The sequence below is a fragment of the Marinomonas ushuaiensis DSM 15871 genome (assembly GCF_000521805.1).
Lineage (GTDB): Bacteria > Pseudomonadota > Gammaproteobacteria > Pseudomonadales > Marinomonadaceae > Marinomonas > Marinomonas ushuaiensis.
The window spans coordinates 64386-79096 of record NZ_JAMB01000004.1; the positions used below are offsets into that span (position 1 = coordinate 64386).

Below are 14711 nucleotides of genomic sequence, written 5' to 3' on the forward strand. Positions count from 1 at the left end.
GCAGCGATGTTAAAATACAAAAGTAAGAAGTAAATAAATATGAAAGGCATGGTACTTGGTCCATATTGGCAAGGCTTTAAACGTAGCCTTGTTACTTACACTCGAATTCCGCTGAAAGTGGATTGGAGTGATGATATAAAGCACATCTCACCGGTGTGCTTTTTGCCATGGATAGGTATCGTTGTCGCTTTGATTAGCGCTTGGCCACTTTGGTTTGATTGGTCTTCGTCTTTGCAAGCTATCTTGATGTTGTTGACAGCCGTATTACTAACGGGCGGTTTTCATGAGGATGGCCTGATGGATTCTTGTGATGGCTTGATTGGTGGTTGGGACAAAGAACAACGTTTGTCCATCATGAAAGATTCTAGAATTGGCAGTTATGCCGCCTTGTCGATTTGGTTTTCCCTTTCTATTAAATGGTTATTACTGAGTGAACTTTTAGAGGTGATTCCTGAGTCGTTCCTAGGACTGATTTATACCTTAAGCGCTTGGTGTATTGTTCATGTCATGGCGAGAATTATGCCATTAATGCTGATGAGCACGTTAGATTATGTGACATTAGGGAAGAGTAAGGCATCTGGTATGATTGCCAAATTAAGCCCGATTCATTGGACGATTGCGCTTGCGCCATGTTTGGTTATTGGTTTGTTGGCGTTCAATATTATTGCTCTTATTATGACATTGCTTATTGCCGTTGGTGTTGTGGTGTTATTGCGTATGTATTTGCGTAAAAAAATAGAAGGGTTTAACGGAGATACGTTAGGAGCGAGTGAGCAAATTGGTGAGGTGCTTGTTATCGTTTGTTTGTTGGCGTCCTATTCGTGAAATTATTTTTAATACGACATCCAAAGCCGGATGTGAAAAAAGGCTTATGCTATGGCGATATGGATGTACCACTTTCGCCTGACTGGGAAGAGGGCGCGAATGCTCTGATGAAATCCCTTTTATTGGATTTTTCTGACGCGTTGAATGTGTGTTATCACAGTCCATTAAGTCGAGCAGCACAATTAGCCGATCATATTAGTAACGGACATTCTCAATCGGTTGTCGCACTTAAAGAATTAGACTTTGGCGATTGGGAAGGGCTGTGCTGGCAAGATATTCCAAAGCAAGAAATTGATGCTTGGATGGAAGATATTGTTAACGGTGCGCCTTATAATGGCGAATCATTACAAATGGTTGCAGATCGAGTTTGGAGCTGGTGGTTGTCGATAAAAGACAATCCTGTTGATGCTTGTGTGTTGGTAGCCCATGCAGGCGTGATTAAGGTATTGGTAAGTTTGCTTTGTCAGTGGCCACTTGCTCAGGCGCATCGTATCGATGTGGGCTTTACTAGTCTGACCGAGTTTATGGTTCAAAGGGATTATGTCACCTTGAAGCGTCTCGGTGCTGGTGATTGGGTAATAGCGTAAGGTTTGGTGTTCGCCAAGTTTTCTTTGATTTTATTGAGATAAAATACATCATGTTGCTATATCTTTTGGGTATGTTTGGTATTGCTGCTTTTGCAATCACTGGCGTTATTTCATCTGGCAAAAAAGACATGGATCTTTTTAGTGTCGTCTTTCTTGGCATGGTGACGTCGCTTGGTGGCGGTACGATTCGAGATACTGTCTTATCTGTTGAAACGGTTTATTGGGTCGCTGATACCTCGTATTTGTGGGTAGCATTTGCGTCTTCTGTTTTTGCTTTTTTCGGTGTTCGTTTTATGAATGACCGACAAAAAGTGTTTCATTATGCCGATTCTTTTGGTCTGGCTTTATTTACCGTCGTTGCTACGGAAAAGGTATTAGACTTAGGTTTCGCGGCACCAATTGCCATTACCATGGGCATCATCACTGGTGTCGCTGGTGGCATTATTCGTGATGTATTAAGCCATCGTCCACCTTTGGTTTTGGGGCGTGAATTTTATGCTACGCCTGCTTTTTTGGGCGCCTTCTTGTTTGTGCTACTTCACAAAAACATACCTTCACATGAATTTAACTCCATTTACGCGGTGTTGTTAATCTTTATACTGAGAGTATTCGCGATACATAAAGATTTGTATTACCCAAGTTGGCTACTTTATAAAAAAGAGATAGATCATGACCCAAGAAAAGATGACCAAAACTCCACTAACACCAAGTATTGAAAAAGACACTGCAGACCAAGATGCTTTAGACAAAAATGAAGCACGTTTGCTAAAAAAGAAAGCTGTTGTTGATAAGCGTATTGCTTCGGCAACAGAAGAGCGCGGTGTGACCATTTTGCTAACAGGCAATGGTAAAGGTAAAAGCTCAAGTGGCTTTGGTACAATGGCTCGAGCGTTAGGTCATGGCCAAAAATGTGGTGTTATTCAATTTATCAAAGGCCGTAAAAAAACAGGTGAACAATTGTTTTTTGGTGAGCATCCTTTGGTTGATTTTCACGTGATGGGCCACGGTTTTACTTGGGAAACTCGTAATCCAGAGCTGGAAAAAGAAGCTGCTGAACAAGCCTGGGATTTAGCGAAAAAAATGTTATCTGATCCAAGTATTCATTTTATCCTGCTGGATGAAATAACCTACATGTATAAATACGGTTATCTAAATGAAGATGATCTGGTTGCTGCCTTAGCTGCACGTCCAAAACACCAAAATGTGATGATGACGGGCCGTACAGCACCACGAGTATTATTAGACAATGTAGACACACACAGTAAAATTGCCGATGAACGTCATGCTTTTGCCAATGGCGTAAAAGCGCAAGTCGGTATTGAATGGTAGGGCTTTTATAACAGAGACACCAAAACAGATACGAGTGGTCAATATCGGATTAAGGTACGCATTACGAGCTATAATACTCTATTAAGTCGTACCTTTTCTTGCTGAACGACCATCAACTTTACCTTCCCCAAAAAATACCTTCCCCCTAGACTCTGCAGAACTTTCCAAACATAAAATCAGAACCAAATGAGATTTATTCTCAAAACTTCTGGATTTATTTCAATTCTTTTACGATAATGATTCCCATTAGTGTTGTTGATCTATAGTAAAAGACCGTGGAGGCAAGAATGCAAAACTGGGAACGTTTAACAAGACAAGCCAATAGAGCTTATTCAAGCCATGCTTTCTCTGATGCTGTGGATTTGAATCGTCAAGCATTGGCGCAAGCTGAAATGTCGTTTGATGATGATTTTCATCGAGACGCAGAGTCTGCTGTTGCTGCAGCCGCGGTCAGTTTCTTGAATATTGCAGAATCTTATACCGCGTTGGGAGACTTCGTATCGGCCAACACACAATATGAAAGTGCAATGAATTTCTTACAAACCATTATTACACGTACCGATGTTGATGATGAGCAACACAATTTGATTATGCGAACAGCTACGCACATTCGATTCGAGTGGGAGTTGTTTACTCAAAGTCACAGTAAAAACATTACCGCCCAGAGCAAAATATTAATGCAGGCGTTATCGAGTGCGGTTTCTAGTTCGAAAGCTGCAATACATCATTGATACTTTTGTTTGAGTTTATTTGGCCTGATTGTAATGAAATTTAATGACTTATTCATAAGGATATCTAATATGAAATCTATTTTTACTGCCTCGCTATTAAGTTTCTTTTTTGTGATGAGCCAAGTTGTACAAGCACATCCTGGTCATGATCATTCCCATTGGATGAGTAACACCATTCATATGTTAAGCATTTTTTCAGTCGCTGCATTAATAGTTGGTGGCTTTGTTTATAAGCAATTGGTTCGCCGTCGTTACTCTGTTAAAAAGAAGGATATTAACCATGATGCATAGTGTGATTAAAATTCTAGACAAAGTAATTGGCTTTAAAACCGCGCAAGCTCATTGCGATATTCCTTGTAAAATATACGATCCATCAACAGCACAGCTCGCGGCATTAAGCTGTATTCGTCTATTGGACTTGATCAAAGAAGTGGAAGATAAAGGCGACCTTGATGTTGCAGGCTTCGCACAGATTTCTCGTTTAGTGATAGAAAAAGAAGCGGCTTGTACAGAAGTGAAAGAAGCGGTTCGAATCATTTGGGGAGATTATTTCAAAGCAACACAGTTTGAACAAGTGCCGACTATTCATGATTTAACGCATGCCATCATGCTTCAAGCGTCAATGTGTAAACAAAGCATTGACCACGTAGAAGGTGAAAAGCTGGTTGAATTGGTGAATCAATTTGCGGATGCTTTCTGGTTAACGAAAGGCGTCCCCACGTACCGTGCAACTTGTCCTTATCCGCCAATGCTAACCGTGGTTTATCCTGACCTGAAAGGCTAGGTGACTGCTGTTCTAAACAATTCATAAGAGTAAAAAGGAGGCAAAATGCTGAACCTAATAAAAGTACAAGGAGAAAGTATGTCTCCTAGATTACAAGATGGTGATTTTGTTTTTACCAGTCGATGGCATAAAAAACTCAAGATCGGCCACCTTGTGGTAGTTGATCATGCTTTTTATGGCTTTATTATTAAAAAAGTTTTACATATCGCTCCTGGCGGACAACTCTGGTTGGGTGGTGAAAATAACTGGAGTATGCAATCAGAACGTATTGGCTGGGTATCGTCACGACGGGTTGTTGGCAAAGTAATCTTCTGTATTTGCTCTTCAAAAGTGTACAAAAATAAAGACACTTTATTAAAATGACATAAAAATGCTTTTTGGTTTGATATTGGTCTTGTGCGAATTTTTCTCTAGAATCCACGCCATTGCACGACCCCTTTTCCTTTATTAAAACCAAAGAGATATTTATGTCGACAGTAGACGCAAATAAGTCACAAAAGCACACTCGCCTTGAAGATGCCCAAGCTATGGTTCTTGGTACCTTAATCATTTCGTTAGGTGTCAACCTTTTCATCCAAACTGGTTTGCTATCTGGCGGATCTGCAGGATTGGCATTTCTTATCCAATATTCAACCTCTTTCAGTTTTGGACAAGCGTTTTTTGTTATCAACTTACCTTTTTATGTATTAGCAATTATGCACTTTGGTTGGGAGTTTACTTTAAAAACATTTTTTGCCGTTTTTTGCCTATCAGCATTTTCTGATTTAACCGCGATGATGATTTCATTTGAAAGCGTTAACCCTATTTACGCGAGTATTGTTGGTGGTTCTTTAATTGGTGTTGGTTTTTTGATGTTGTTTCGTCATAACGCAAGTTTAGGTGGTTTGAATATTTTGGCTCGTTATGTCGCTGAGAAATATGGTATTTCAATGGGTAAATTTCAGATGGTAGCGGACTGTTGTATCGTCTTGTTGTCTGTTTTTGTGGTGGATTTCACCTTGATTGTTATTTCTATTGTAGGTGCGATTGCATTAAATATGATCATCGCGGTAAACCATAAACCAGGTCGTTACATGGGTAACGTGTAAACACGATAGAAAATGGTGAGAATCTAGAGAAAGGCGGCTTAGGTCGTCTTTTTTAAAACAGGTAATGTTTAATTGACATTAATGAACTCATCCAGCAGGATGAAAATATGACTATAAACCTTACGAAACAAATAGCGCGAATTATCATCATTCCATAGGAATGGTGGGATTTTTGATGCGTTGTTACTTTGTCAAACCCGCCCAAGAGGCGGGTTTTCTATTTCTGCCTCATAGGGATAATCTCAATGAAGGAAGATAGATAACATGAAACAAATAGCCGTTTTTGGAAAACCGGGCAGTGGTAAATCCACTTTGAGTAAAAATCTAGCCGCAGCAACAGGTTTACCTCTCCACCCATTGGATTCCATTGTATATAAAGTAAATGGTGATTTAGTTGATCGAGAAACATACAACAAAAATCATGACAGCATTTTATCCTCAGACCATTGGATCATAGATGGCTTTGGTCCAATCGAGTCATTTTACAAACGACTTGATGCCGCAGACACCTTGGTCTACATAGATCTACCTTACACAGTTTGTTATTGGCTAGTAACCAAACGACTTATTAAAGGTCTGTTTGTCAAACCAGAAGGGTGGCCTGACGGCAGCTCTGTTCTAAAAGGTAGTTTGGAAAGCTATAAAGTATTAAAACTTTGTCCAATGTTTTGGAATGATGGTTTTTTAAAAAAGCTGGAAAGTATGTCAGCAGATAAAACTGTGTACGTGATTCGAACGATGGCAGAGTTGAATGACTTTAAAGACCGAAAACAGAAGAGTTTTAATAGGACACACCTTTAAAGCCCAGTAATAGCGTGACTCTTGGTATGTGTGTCCTGTTAAATTGTATGCATGTGAACTTTTTTAAAGATACGTATCGCGAAAAGCCAATTGAAATCGAAATGTTATAGAAAGCACTACAGAATAGTTGGTGAGGAATAAATAGATTGTAATCGACGAACGTCACTATTTATGTGGGCTTAAAAAAGCCAGATCCCTTAAGGTACATATATGTTGTAACACTATATACGAGTTGCTTCTTAAGGGCTCTGACCGCTTTAACGGTTTATATTACTAAACATTAAAGCATTATAACGCCACGACCAATTGAGGTAATCGGGCCTGTTGGTTTCCCTGTTGGGGAGCCTGTTTCTTGCTCTAAGGTTAACTCAAACAGCTGATTTTCAGTTAATGGAGGAAGCGTATTAATATCAACGTTAAGCGTTTCGCCTCTTTTCACTAGACCTAAAGATACGGGGGCATCCCAACCTTCTGCTTTCGTCCAGAATTGTAACGCTTTCCCTTCTGGAATCTGAACAGCCGCCAATGGCACCAATTGCATTTGATTCGTATTTTGACTGGTTTGAATCACCCATCCTGGCGTTTTATTTTCAGGAGCCACTAAAACAGCGATGTAAGTGGGTTCGCTCATTATTGGCTCAATCGTTTGTAACTGAATAGCGAACACCATAGCGACAGCCAAACAAGTCGCCGAGATTCCACGCCATAAAGCCAAACTCTGCCAAAATGACGACAGCACTTGAGGTTGTTTTATAGATCGTTTTTGAGCGTCTTTGATTGATTGTTGCTCAAGTTCATCCAAGCTACGTTCAATCCGAGCTGATAAAGGCTGCGGAGCTTGCAAGGGGTCTAAACGATCAGTGATTGATAAAAAATGCGCTTGCCATTGATTAACTGCTTTTTGCAATTCAACGTTGTTAGTTAATCGTGCTTCAAAAATAGCCTGCTCTTCGGGTGATAATGCACCCAAAACATATTGTCCTGCTAAATCATCATCGGTGTCTGGAACACTATTGGTATCTTGATTCATTCTAAGCACTCCTTTAAGGCTCTCAAGCTGCGCTTAATCCATGATTTAACCGTACCAAGTGGTTTATCAAGCAACGTGGCTATTTCATCTTGTGTATAACCATCGACATAGGCATGTAGTACGCAGAGTTTACGCTCTGGTTCTAAATGTTCTAAACACACTTGAAGTGATGCTTGTGCTAATGGATCTTGAGCAAGTTCTGATAGCTCATCTGGATGATCCTCTGTTTCTAACACCTTGTCATCGCATAAGTTCAGAAGAAAATCTGGCTCAGCAAGCACTTGGCGTTGGCTGTATTTTAGGGCGTTTAATGCTAGGTTTCGCGCCAATGTATAAACCCAACCTCGAGCAGAACCTAGGTCTTTATGGTACGTGTTTGCATTTTTCCAAATCTTAATAAAAGCATCATGCACAACGTCTTCTGCTAATGGGCGATTTTTTAAAATTCGCATAACAACCGTCAGTAGTCTCGAAGATTCTTGCTCATATAACTGCATTAAGGCTCGTCGATTACCTTCGGCACAGCGTTGCAAAGTACTTTCATAATCAAAGTTTGTTGATGATGACACGCCATTTCCCTAATAAAAAAACCCAGTGTACAAAACTGGGCTTTTTAAGTCATTAAATACCTCTACTATAGAAAGTCTGACACTTTCTCTGGCGCACTTCTGCTTACGAGATTATTTGGCTTTCCAAAACAAATATTCGCCAGAATAATTCACCACGATTTTATGGCCAACTTTCTCGATATTACAGCCTGTTTCAGGTGCAGCACCGCCACTCAAATTAATACGTTGAACATAAGCAACATCTTTCAATGCTCCCGGACGAGCCGACTCATTGGCTTTTACTAATTGCATTGGGATACTGCCTTTTTCAGATGGAGATATCGCCAACTGTGTGCCTGTAATGGATGAACCATCAAGTGATTCCCATGTTGCTGGCGGTCCAAAGTAAGACACTAAATGATTTCCTTTATTGTCACTTAAAACCGCTCGAGGACCAGCAAATGCCCATTTCGCTTTTTCTGCGTTAGCTGTATCAACCTTACACTCCCACGTAATATTCCCTTTCGCAGAAGTAAACATAGCGACTTCATGACCCGCCGGGACTCGCACTTCGCTAGGGAGTTTGTCTTGTGAAAAAGTCCACGCATAAGATTGAGTAGCGGTTGCCATTAAAATAGAGGCTGCAGTGATTTGTAGGCCTTTGATCATGTATTGATTTTTCATTGTCGTTTTCCTATTAATTGATAGATTTCGAATTTGAAAAACAGCTAATTTCCTACTGTTAATAGGTACTACAATTCAGAAGGCGTTTTGGATGCAGGAAGAATAAAAAAAAATTAAAATATTTTTTATTTGTCTTTATAGGATGGTTTAACACGCTAGAAATTAGATGGTGCCCTTTTTGTTTCTCTCTGTTTTCTGGCTTTTGACTTTATCTGGTTGATACAAAAACTGCTCACCAGTTAGTACGCCATCCCACGCTTCGCTAATCATATCTTACAAGACCATCCCATTTTTGACTTTCCATTTGTGAGCTGAAATTCAAGTCTATCTAGAAAAGATCCGTTTCCTAAGTTTTCGCCTCTCCTGTATGATTACGCCAATCAAAAGACTGAGGAAACGAGTTTGGAGTTACTTAAAGTAGACAATCTTAATCCCTACTTAGATGATCTTATCGAGTTGTTATGTGACGCTGTAGATTCCGGTGCTCCGATTGGTTTTTTACCACCCATGAGTGAACCTGAAGCGAAGGCGTATTGGTTGTCAGTAAATGATGACTTACAAGAAAATGCCCGCCAAGTATTATTAGTTCGTGAAGACGATAAAGTGGTTGGCAGTGTGCAAATTGCTATGTCGCCAAAGGCAAACGCTTTACATCGTTGTGATGTTGAAAAGCTAATGGTTCACACCCAAGCTCGTGAAAATGGTTTGGGAGGTGTTTTGATGCAGGGCGTTGAGCGAGTTGCTGCCGCCATGCAAAGGCAATTGCTTATTCTTGAGGTCAGAAGCGATGATATCGCTCACGACATGTACGTCAATATGGGCTATATTCCCTTTGGTGAAGTACCAGGATATACGCGCAGTGCGAATGGTATGCTGCACAACTCGACTTTTTTCTACAAAGAAATTGAAACCACCCACGAAGTGTTCTCTTAACCTGAACAAAGCTATAGGCGATACCCTTGAGACTTGATTTTTATTTATCCCATGTGACTGAGTTGGCTCGTAAAGCTGCGAAAATTGCCGCTGCAAAAAAACGTGTCACTGTAAATGGTGACATTGTTAAAAAAGCGAATTACGCGGTTAAAGAAGGCGATGTAATTTGTTTGGATGGTGAGCCGTTGGCTTGGCCATCAGAAGGCTATTACTTACTAAATAAACCAATGGATTATGTGTGTGCGAACCAAGATCCTGAGCATTCTATTGTGTTGGATTTATTGCCTTCTCATTTAGGACAAACTCTTAATATTGTTGGACGTTTGGACAAAGATACAACCGGATTGTTGCTTTTGACCACAGACGGTCAATGGTTACATCGTATTACGTCACCGCGAAATGCGTGCGATAAACGCTACCGTATTACATTAACTGACCCAATTAGTGATGCCGATCTAAACCATCTTGAAGAGGGGGTTTTGTTGAATGGCGAATCTGACCTTACTTTGCCCGCGGTGACAGAACGGATTAGTGAAAATGAGATTTTCTTGACGATTCAAGAAGGCAAATATCACCAAGTAAAACGTATGTTGGCTGCTGTTGGAAACAAGGTTGAAGTGTTACATCGAGACAAAATAGGCAAATTAACATTAGATGCAGATTTGGCTGTTGGTGAGTTTCGCGAATTAACTGAAGAAGAAGTTGCCTACTTTTAAGGTGAGGTTGAAATTATGAAACAGTCTACAAATGAAAAATCTACGAAAGAGTTATCAATGGACGAGCGCGTTCAGTTGTTGGTTGCTCCCGATAGTGAACGATTGGCGTATTTTGTTGAACAAGTAAAAGCCACTGAGCTTGTTTGGAGCCTAAGCAATGACGAAGGCTTTGTTATGGTAGAAACTGACGATGGCGATTGTGTCATGGTTTGGCCTGATGCAGACTTTGCGAGCCAATGGGCGATTGATGATTGGGACGATTGCGAACCAGTTTCGATTTCTCTGGATACCTTTAAAGGTGAATGGTTGCCAAGTTTGACTTTAGACAATATCACGGTAGCTGTATTTCCGAATATTGAAGATGAAGGTAAGTTATCAACCGCTGCGGAATTGACTGAGTTGTTTGTCTAGTTCGTTTTTTAGATAGAGATTACATTTAGCAACGGGATAAAATAGATATAAGGACTTAACTCTCCATGAGTAAACGCCAAAACAACCGTGAAGAAGTGTTTGTTAAAATTCTGGATGCTGCAGAAATTGAGTTTGGTTTGAAAGGTTACAATGGTGCGAGTTTGCAGCATATTGCAGAGCGTGCTGGCTTGCCGAAGCCAAACATCATTTATTATTTTCAGTCTAAAGCCAACTTATATAAACAGGTACTTGATCAAACCTTGATGGGCTGGAATGACCTTTTAGATCAAGCTTCGATTGATGATGACCCTGCTCAAGTATTGGATGGTTTTATTCGCGTCAAACTTAAGCAGAGTTTTGAAAAAAGCGTCGCGTCGCGTTTATTTGCCATGGAAGTGATTGGTGGTGCAAACCATATTGGCGATTATTTAAAAGAAGAATTAAGACCTTGGTTTATGTCACGAGTGGCATTACTTCAAGGTTGGATGGATGCTGGAAAAATGCAGCAACGTGATCCCGCAAGTCTAATCTATATGATCTGGTCAACAACTCAGCATTATGCTGATTTTGAAGCCCAGATTTTGGCGTTGAATGGTACTGAGTCATTAAACGAAGAGGATTTGAAACGTGTCGGAGACACAATAAGTAGCATTATTTTAGCTGGCTGTGGATTGAGTCTTCCGACCCAATCCTAAAACTAATTTGTTATTCAGAATCTTCTCTTAACTGATGAATGTGTTGAACCAAAGCCCGTAATTTTGCGGGCTTTGCTGGTTTTGCCATGTAGGTAATATTTTGTTGCTTGCACTCTTCTACCAGTTTCGGGTCGCGTAGGGCGGTAATCAACACGGCAGGTATGTCTCTTCCAGCTCGTGCTCGGAGCGCTTTGATTAAAGAAACGCCGTCTTGGTTATCATCGAGATGGTAATCCACCAAGAGTAACTCGGCTTCTCCTTCTGCTTGTAGCGCGTCTTCAAAACGATTAAAGGTGCGACAGTCACATTGCCAATGGCTTAATAATGTATTCATTGCGATGAGGTTGTTCTTTTCATCGTCTATACACCAGACATAACAATGAGCCAATTTATTTTGTGGTTCTATGACGATTTGAGGGGCTGGAACGTTTGCGATGACATCGCTCTGAGCCAACGGAATACCAATGCTAAAGCAGCTGCCTTTTCCTGGTGTTGAATGGATTTCAGTAGCCAAGCCTAATTGCTTTTGCATACGGCGAACTAAGCCAAGGCCGAGTCCCATCCCAGGTTCTTGAGTGTTTTCCCAGCGATAGAAATCGTCGAACACTTTTTGTTGTTCGGCTTTTGGAATACCAACCCCAGTGTCCCAAACTTGTAAATACACTAAGCCTTTTCTTGGTCGCACGCTTAACAGTACTCGTCCTTTTTGTGTGTATTTCACCGCATTCGAAACAAAGTTTTGAATGATCCTGCGTAAATAAATTGGATCGGTATGAACCCGTAACGGACGAAGGTGTGTGGTTAAACGTATGTTTTTACTTTCTGCAATGACATCAAATTCTGAAATAATTGGTGTGAGTATGTCTTGCAGATTACAGTCGACTAATTTTGGTTGTATAGCACCTTGGTCTAAACGGGCAATTTCAAGCAAGGTGGAAATGAGCACTTCGGTGGATTCTAGAGAATCAAACAGTTTTGTGACAACTTGGTTGGTGTCGTAAGGAAGTTTTGTCGATTGCAAAATGCCCATGTAGAGTTTTGCAGCATTGAGCGGTTGAAGAATGTCATGGCTGGCCAAGGCAAGGAATTCTGTCTTAGAGGCGTTGGCTTGTTCCGCTTCTGCCTTGGCGCTGATGAGTGCTTTTTCTGCTTGATTACGGCGTTCGATTTCTTGCATGAGTTCGTTATTGACGCCTTGTACTTCTTCAGTGCGAGCTTCAACACGTTTTTCCAAATCTATGTTGGCTTCTTTTAATGCTTGCTGACTTTCAATGTGTTCGGTGACATCGGTAAAGCTGGTTACGAAGCCGCCGTCTGGCAATGGATTACCGACCATTTCGATCACTCGTCCACTGGCTCTGCGTCGCAAGAAGCGATGTCCTGTGCCTTTGCGGAGATGTTCTAAACGTTTGCTTACCAGTTCTTCTATATCACCAACACCGCACTCGCCACGTATGGCATTAAATCGAATGAGTTCTTCAACAGGAAGACCAACCGTTAGCATGCCTTCTGGGTAAGGGTAAAGTGAGAGGTACGTTTTGTTCCATGCGACGATTTGCAAATCTTTGTTTACGACACTAATACCTTGGTCCAAATTATCCATAGAAACGAACAAAAGGTTTTGGCTAAATTGGATGGCTTGGGTTGTTTCATCCAAGTAAGTTACCATTTCTTCCACTTTGATTTTTTTATCGACTAAGATGGAATTGATGATAGTACGAGCCGATGAACCGCCCAGTACGCCACCTAAAATGCGTTCGCAATAGTCCACGAATAAACGATTAGGTGCGGCATTGGATGGAATGCTTTGGCTGTAATCCTGTTCGTAATTTACCAGTACTTGCTGGCTTTTTTGTTTGCCTAGAAAAGTTTCTAATAGAACGAAAAAGTCACCATTGGTCGCTTTACTCTTTGGTTTGAAGAAGCCTTTTTCGAGTTCTGTTGTTGGGCTAACAAAAGCGGTGGCTTGAATGCGATCAATTAACCGTTCACTAGATAATAAAGAGCCGATCACATAGCCAAAAATATTTGCCAATAAACTAATAAAAGCGCCATAGCTGATGAGTTCGGATCGAGACTGAGGGCTGTCTAATCCCCAATTTACACCGCCAGTTAGAGGCAGCATCATGAGTAAAACCCAGCATAAAAAACCAAAGGCTAAACCAGTATAAACACCATAGGCGTGAGCGCGCTTCCAATATAATCCACCTAGTACAGCGGGCATGAGCTGCAATACAAGAGAGAAAGCCAGGACGCCGGTTCCTGCTAAGGACTCATTATTGGCCATTTTTTGATAATACAAAAAGGACAACATAAGAATGCCAGCCATGGCCAATCGTCGAATCATTAATATCCGTCGTCGATATAAAGGCAGGGCTTGTTGCTGAGTACTGGCGCGTGCCAGCATGATTGGTAAAATGACATCGTTGCTGATCATGATACTTAAGGCAAAGGTGGCGATGATGATCATGGCGGTTGTTGCTGACATTCCACCTAAGAAAATGAGCATTTGCAATGGCAAATTGTCAGAAGCCAGTGCGAATTGAATAACATAAGTGTCTGGGTTTATATCAGCAGAAAATAGATTCTGACCAGCAATAGCGATCGGTGGAATGATAACCGCGAAGATAAGCAGGTATAAAGGGAATAACCAGCGGGCCATATTGGATTGTTTATTATTTTGATGATCCACTACGGTGACGTGAAATTGGCGTGGCAGACAAATAACCGCGGCGGCTGACATAAAGGTTTGCATCAAAAAAGGAAAGGACAACATTTGTTCTGGTGACCAAACGGACAGATCGACATTGCTACTGAGTTCATCAACATTGAGGTCTTGAGTCATAATGATTGCCACTAAACCAACAGCAACAATGGCGACCAGTTTGAACAAGGATTCTGTACCAATCGCCAGCATCATCCCCGAGCGATATTCTGTGACTTCTACCTTTCTTGTGCCAAATAGCATGGCAAACACGCCAATTAAAATGCTTGCTATTAATACAACTAGGCTGGTGGAAGATTCATCTTGGTTTACAAAAAGCGCAAAGTTGGAACCAATGGCTTTGAGTTGTAAGGCGATATAAGGAATAACGGCAAGCATCCCAATTAATATGACCAAAGGTGCTGTCATTGGACGTTTGCCATAACGGGAAGATATGAAGTCGGCAATGGAGGTAATGTTTTGTTTACGACTTACTGTGATCATCTTGCGCAAAATTGGAAAGGCAAATAAATACAAGAGAATTGGGCCTAAAAGGATTGGCAGGTAGCTCCAACCAGAACGAGAGGCTTCTCCAATTGAGCCGTAAAACGTCCAAGCGGTGCAGTAGATGGCAAGAGATAAGCTATAGACGATAGGGTGTCTAGTCAGTTTTTTAGCTGTTGGACTTTCCTTATCGCCCCAAATAGCGATCCAGAACAACCCCAAAACATAAAGAATAGCTAATAGAATCCAGAAAACAGTCATGTGGTAAATTACCTGAATAGGGCCTTTATTATTTAAAGTTTAATGTAGCACAGTCGAATTGATAATCCTCTACGACTTAG

General features: G+C 41.0%; 18 protein-coding genes. 14 read left to right on the forward strand and 4 right to left on the reverse strand.

Annotated elements, in window-relative coordinates; all coding sequences use genetic code 11:
- Positions 1-39 precede the first annotated feature (39 nt).
- The 10 genes from cobS (at position 40) to MUS1_RS06170 (ending at position 6145) form a co-directional block, all read left to right on the forward strand.
- Positions 40-825, forward strand: a complete 786-nt coding sequence (gene cobS / locus MUS1_RS06125; RefSeq protein ID WP_036160240.1) for an adenosylcobinamide-GDP ribazoletransferase — start codon at positions 40-42, stop codon at positions 823-825.
- The gene (locus MUS1_RS06130) at positions 822-1412 is read left to right on the forward strand and encodes a histidine phosphatase family protein (RefSeq protein WP_036160242.1); all 591 of its coding nucleotides are present in this window, start codon (positions 822-824) and stop codon (positions 1410-1412) included. The genes cobS and MUS1_RS06130 overlap by 4 nt, the downstream gene beginning before the upstream one ends.
- The gene (locus MUS1_RS06135) at positions 1397-2128 is read left to right on the forward strand and encodes a trimeric intracellular cation channel family protein (RefSeq protein WP_245595763.1); all 732 of its coding nucleotides are present in this window, start codon (positions 1397-1399) and stop codon (positions 2126-2128) included. Before MUS1_RS06130 ends, MUS1_RS06135 begins: the two co-directional genes overlap by 16 nt.
- Positions 2097-2741: a cob(I)yrinic acid a,c-diamide adenosyltransferase gene (gene cobO, locus MUS1_RS06140; RefSeq protein ID WP_084035578.1), complete on the forward strand. Its 645-nt coding sequence runs from the start codon at positions 2097-2099 to the stop codon at positions 2739-2741. The genes MUS1_RS06135 and cobO overlap by 32 nt, the downstream gene beginning before the upstream one ends.
- 287 nt (positions 2742-3028) lie before the next feature.
- Positions 3029-3472 carry a hypothetical protein gene (locus tag MUS1_RS06145; protein WP_036160243.1) on the forward strand — a complete coding sequence of 148 codons (444 nt, stop codon included), beginning with the start codon at positions 3029-3031 and terminating at the stop codon, positions 3470-3472.
- Positions 3473-3541: 69 nt separating this feature from the next.
- The gene (locus MUS1_RS06150) at positions 3542-3763 is read left to right on the forward strand and encodes a hypothetical protein (RefSeq protein WP_036160246.1); all 222 of its coding nucleotides are present in this window, start codon (positions 3542-3544) and stop codon (positions 3761-3763) included.
- The gene (sodN, locus tag MUS1_RS06155) at positions 3753-4256 is read left to right on the forward strand and encodes a superoxide dismutase, Ni (RefSeq protein ID WP_036160248.1); all 504 of its coding nucleotides are present in this window, start codon (positions 3753-3755) and stop codon (positions 4254-4256) included. The genes MUS1_RS06150 and sodN overlap by 11 nt, the downstream gene beginning before the upstream one ends.
- Positions 4257-4301: 45 nt before the next feature.
- On the forward strand, positions 4302-4619 hold the full coding sequence (locus MUS1_RS06160; protein WP_036160250.1) for a S24/S26 family peptidase: 318 nt from the start codon (positions 4302-4304) through the stop codon (positions 4617-4619).
- Positions 4620-4723: 104 nt separating this feature from the next.
- Positions 4724-5344, forward strand: a complete 621-nt coding sequence (locus MUS1_RS06165; RefSeq protein WP_036160252.1) for a YitT family protein — start codon at positions 4724-4726, stop codon at positions 5342-5344.
- 264 nt (positions 5345-5608) lie between these two features.
- Positions 5609-6145, forward strand: coding sequence for a P-loop NTPase family protein (locus MUS1_RS06170; protein ID WP_036160254.1), 537 nt, complete (start codon positions 5609-5611; stop codon positions 6143-6145).
- 280 nt (positions 6146-6425) lie between these two features.
- Here the strand turns inward: MUS1_RS06170 and MUS1_RS06175 are convergent, their stop codons facing one another.
- The 3 genes from MUS1_RS06175 to MUS1_RS06185 form a co-directional block, all read right to left on the reverse strand.
- Complete coding sequence (locus MUS1_RS06175) at positions 6426-7175, reverse strand: anti-sigma factor (RefSeq protein WP_036160256.1); 750 nt, start codon at positions 7173-7175, stop codon at positions 6426-6428.
- Complete coding sequence (locus MUS1_RS06180) at positions 7172-7744, reverse strand: sigma-70 family RNA polymerase sigma factor (RefSeq protein WP_036160258.1); 573 nt, start codon at positions 7742-7744, stop codon at positions 7172-7174. The genes MUS1_RS06175 and MUS1_RS06180 overlap by 4 nt, the downstream gene beginning before the upstream one ends.
- Positions 7745-7855: 111 nt before the next feature.
- Positions 7856-8407, reverse strand: a complete 552-nt coding sequence (locus MUS1_RS06185; RefSeq protein WP_051436137.1) for a DUF3455 domain-containing protein — start codon at positions 8405-8407, stop codon at positions 7856-7858.
- Between the two features lie 402 nt (positions 8408-8809).
- On the opposite strand from MUS1_RS06185, the gene MUS1_RS06190 reads away from it, so the two are divergent.
- The 4 genes from MUS1_RS06190 (at position 8810) to MUS1_RS06205 (ending at position 11162) form a co-directional block, all read left to right on the forward strand.
- Positions 8810-9340, forward strand: a complete 531-nt coding sequence (locus MUS1_RS06190) for a GNAT family N-acetyltransferase (RefSeq protein WP_036160260.1) — start codon at positions 8810-8812, stop codon at positions 9338-9340.
- A gap of 26 nt (positions 9341-9366) precedes the next feature.
- Positions 9367-10056, forward strand: coding sequence for a 16S rRNA pseudouridine(516) synthase (locus MUS1_RS06195; RefSeq protein ID WP_036160261.1), 690 nt, complete (start codon positions 9367-9369; stop codon positions 10054-10056).
- Positions 10057-10071: 15 nt separating this feature from the next.
- Positions 10072-10467 carry a DUF2750 domain-containing protein gene (locus MUS1_RS06200; protein ID WP_051436138.1) on the forward strand — a complete coding sequence of 132 codons (396 nt, stop codon included), beginning with the start codon at positions 10072-10074 and terminating at the stop codon, positions 10465-10467.
- A 65-nt stretch (positions 10468-10532) separates the two neighbouring features.
- Positions 10533-11162: a TetR/AcrR family transcriptional regulator gene (locus MUS1_RS06205; protein ID WP_036160262.1), complete on the forward strand. Its 630-nt coding sequence runs from the start codon at positions 10533-10535 to the stop codon at positions 11160-11162.
- Positions 11163-11172: 10 nt separating this feature from the next.
- Here MUS1_RS06205 and MUS1_RS06210 read toward each other — a convergent pair whose 3' ends face one another.
- Positions 11173-14631: a hybrid sensor histidine kinase/response regulator gene (locus tag MUS1_RS06210; protein WP_036160263.1), complete on the reverse strand. Its 3459-nt coding sequence runs from the start codon at positions 14629-14631 to the stop codon at positions 11173-11175.
- Between the last annotated feature and the right edge of the window lie 80 nt (positions 14632-14711).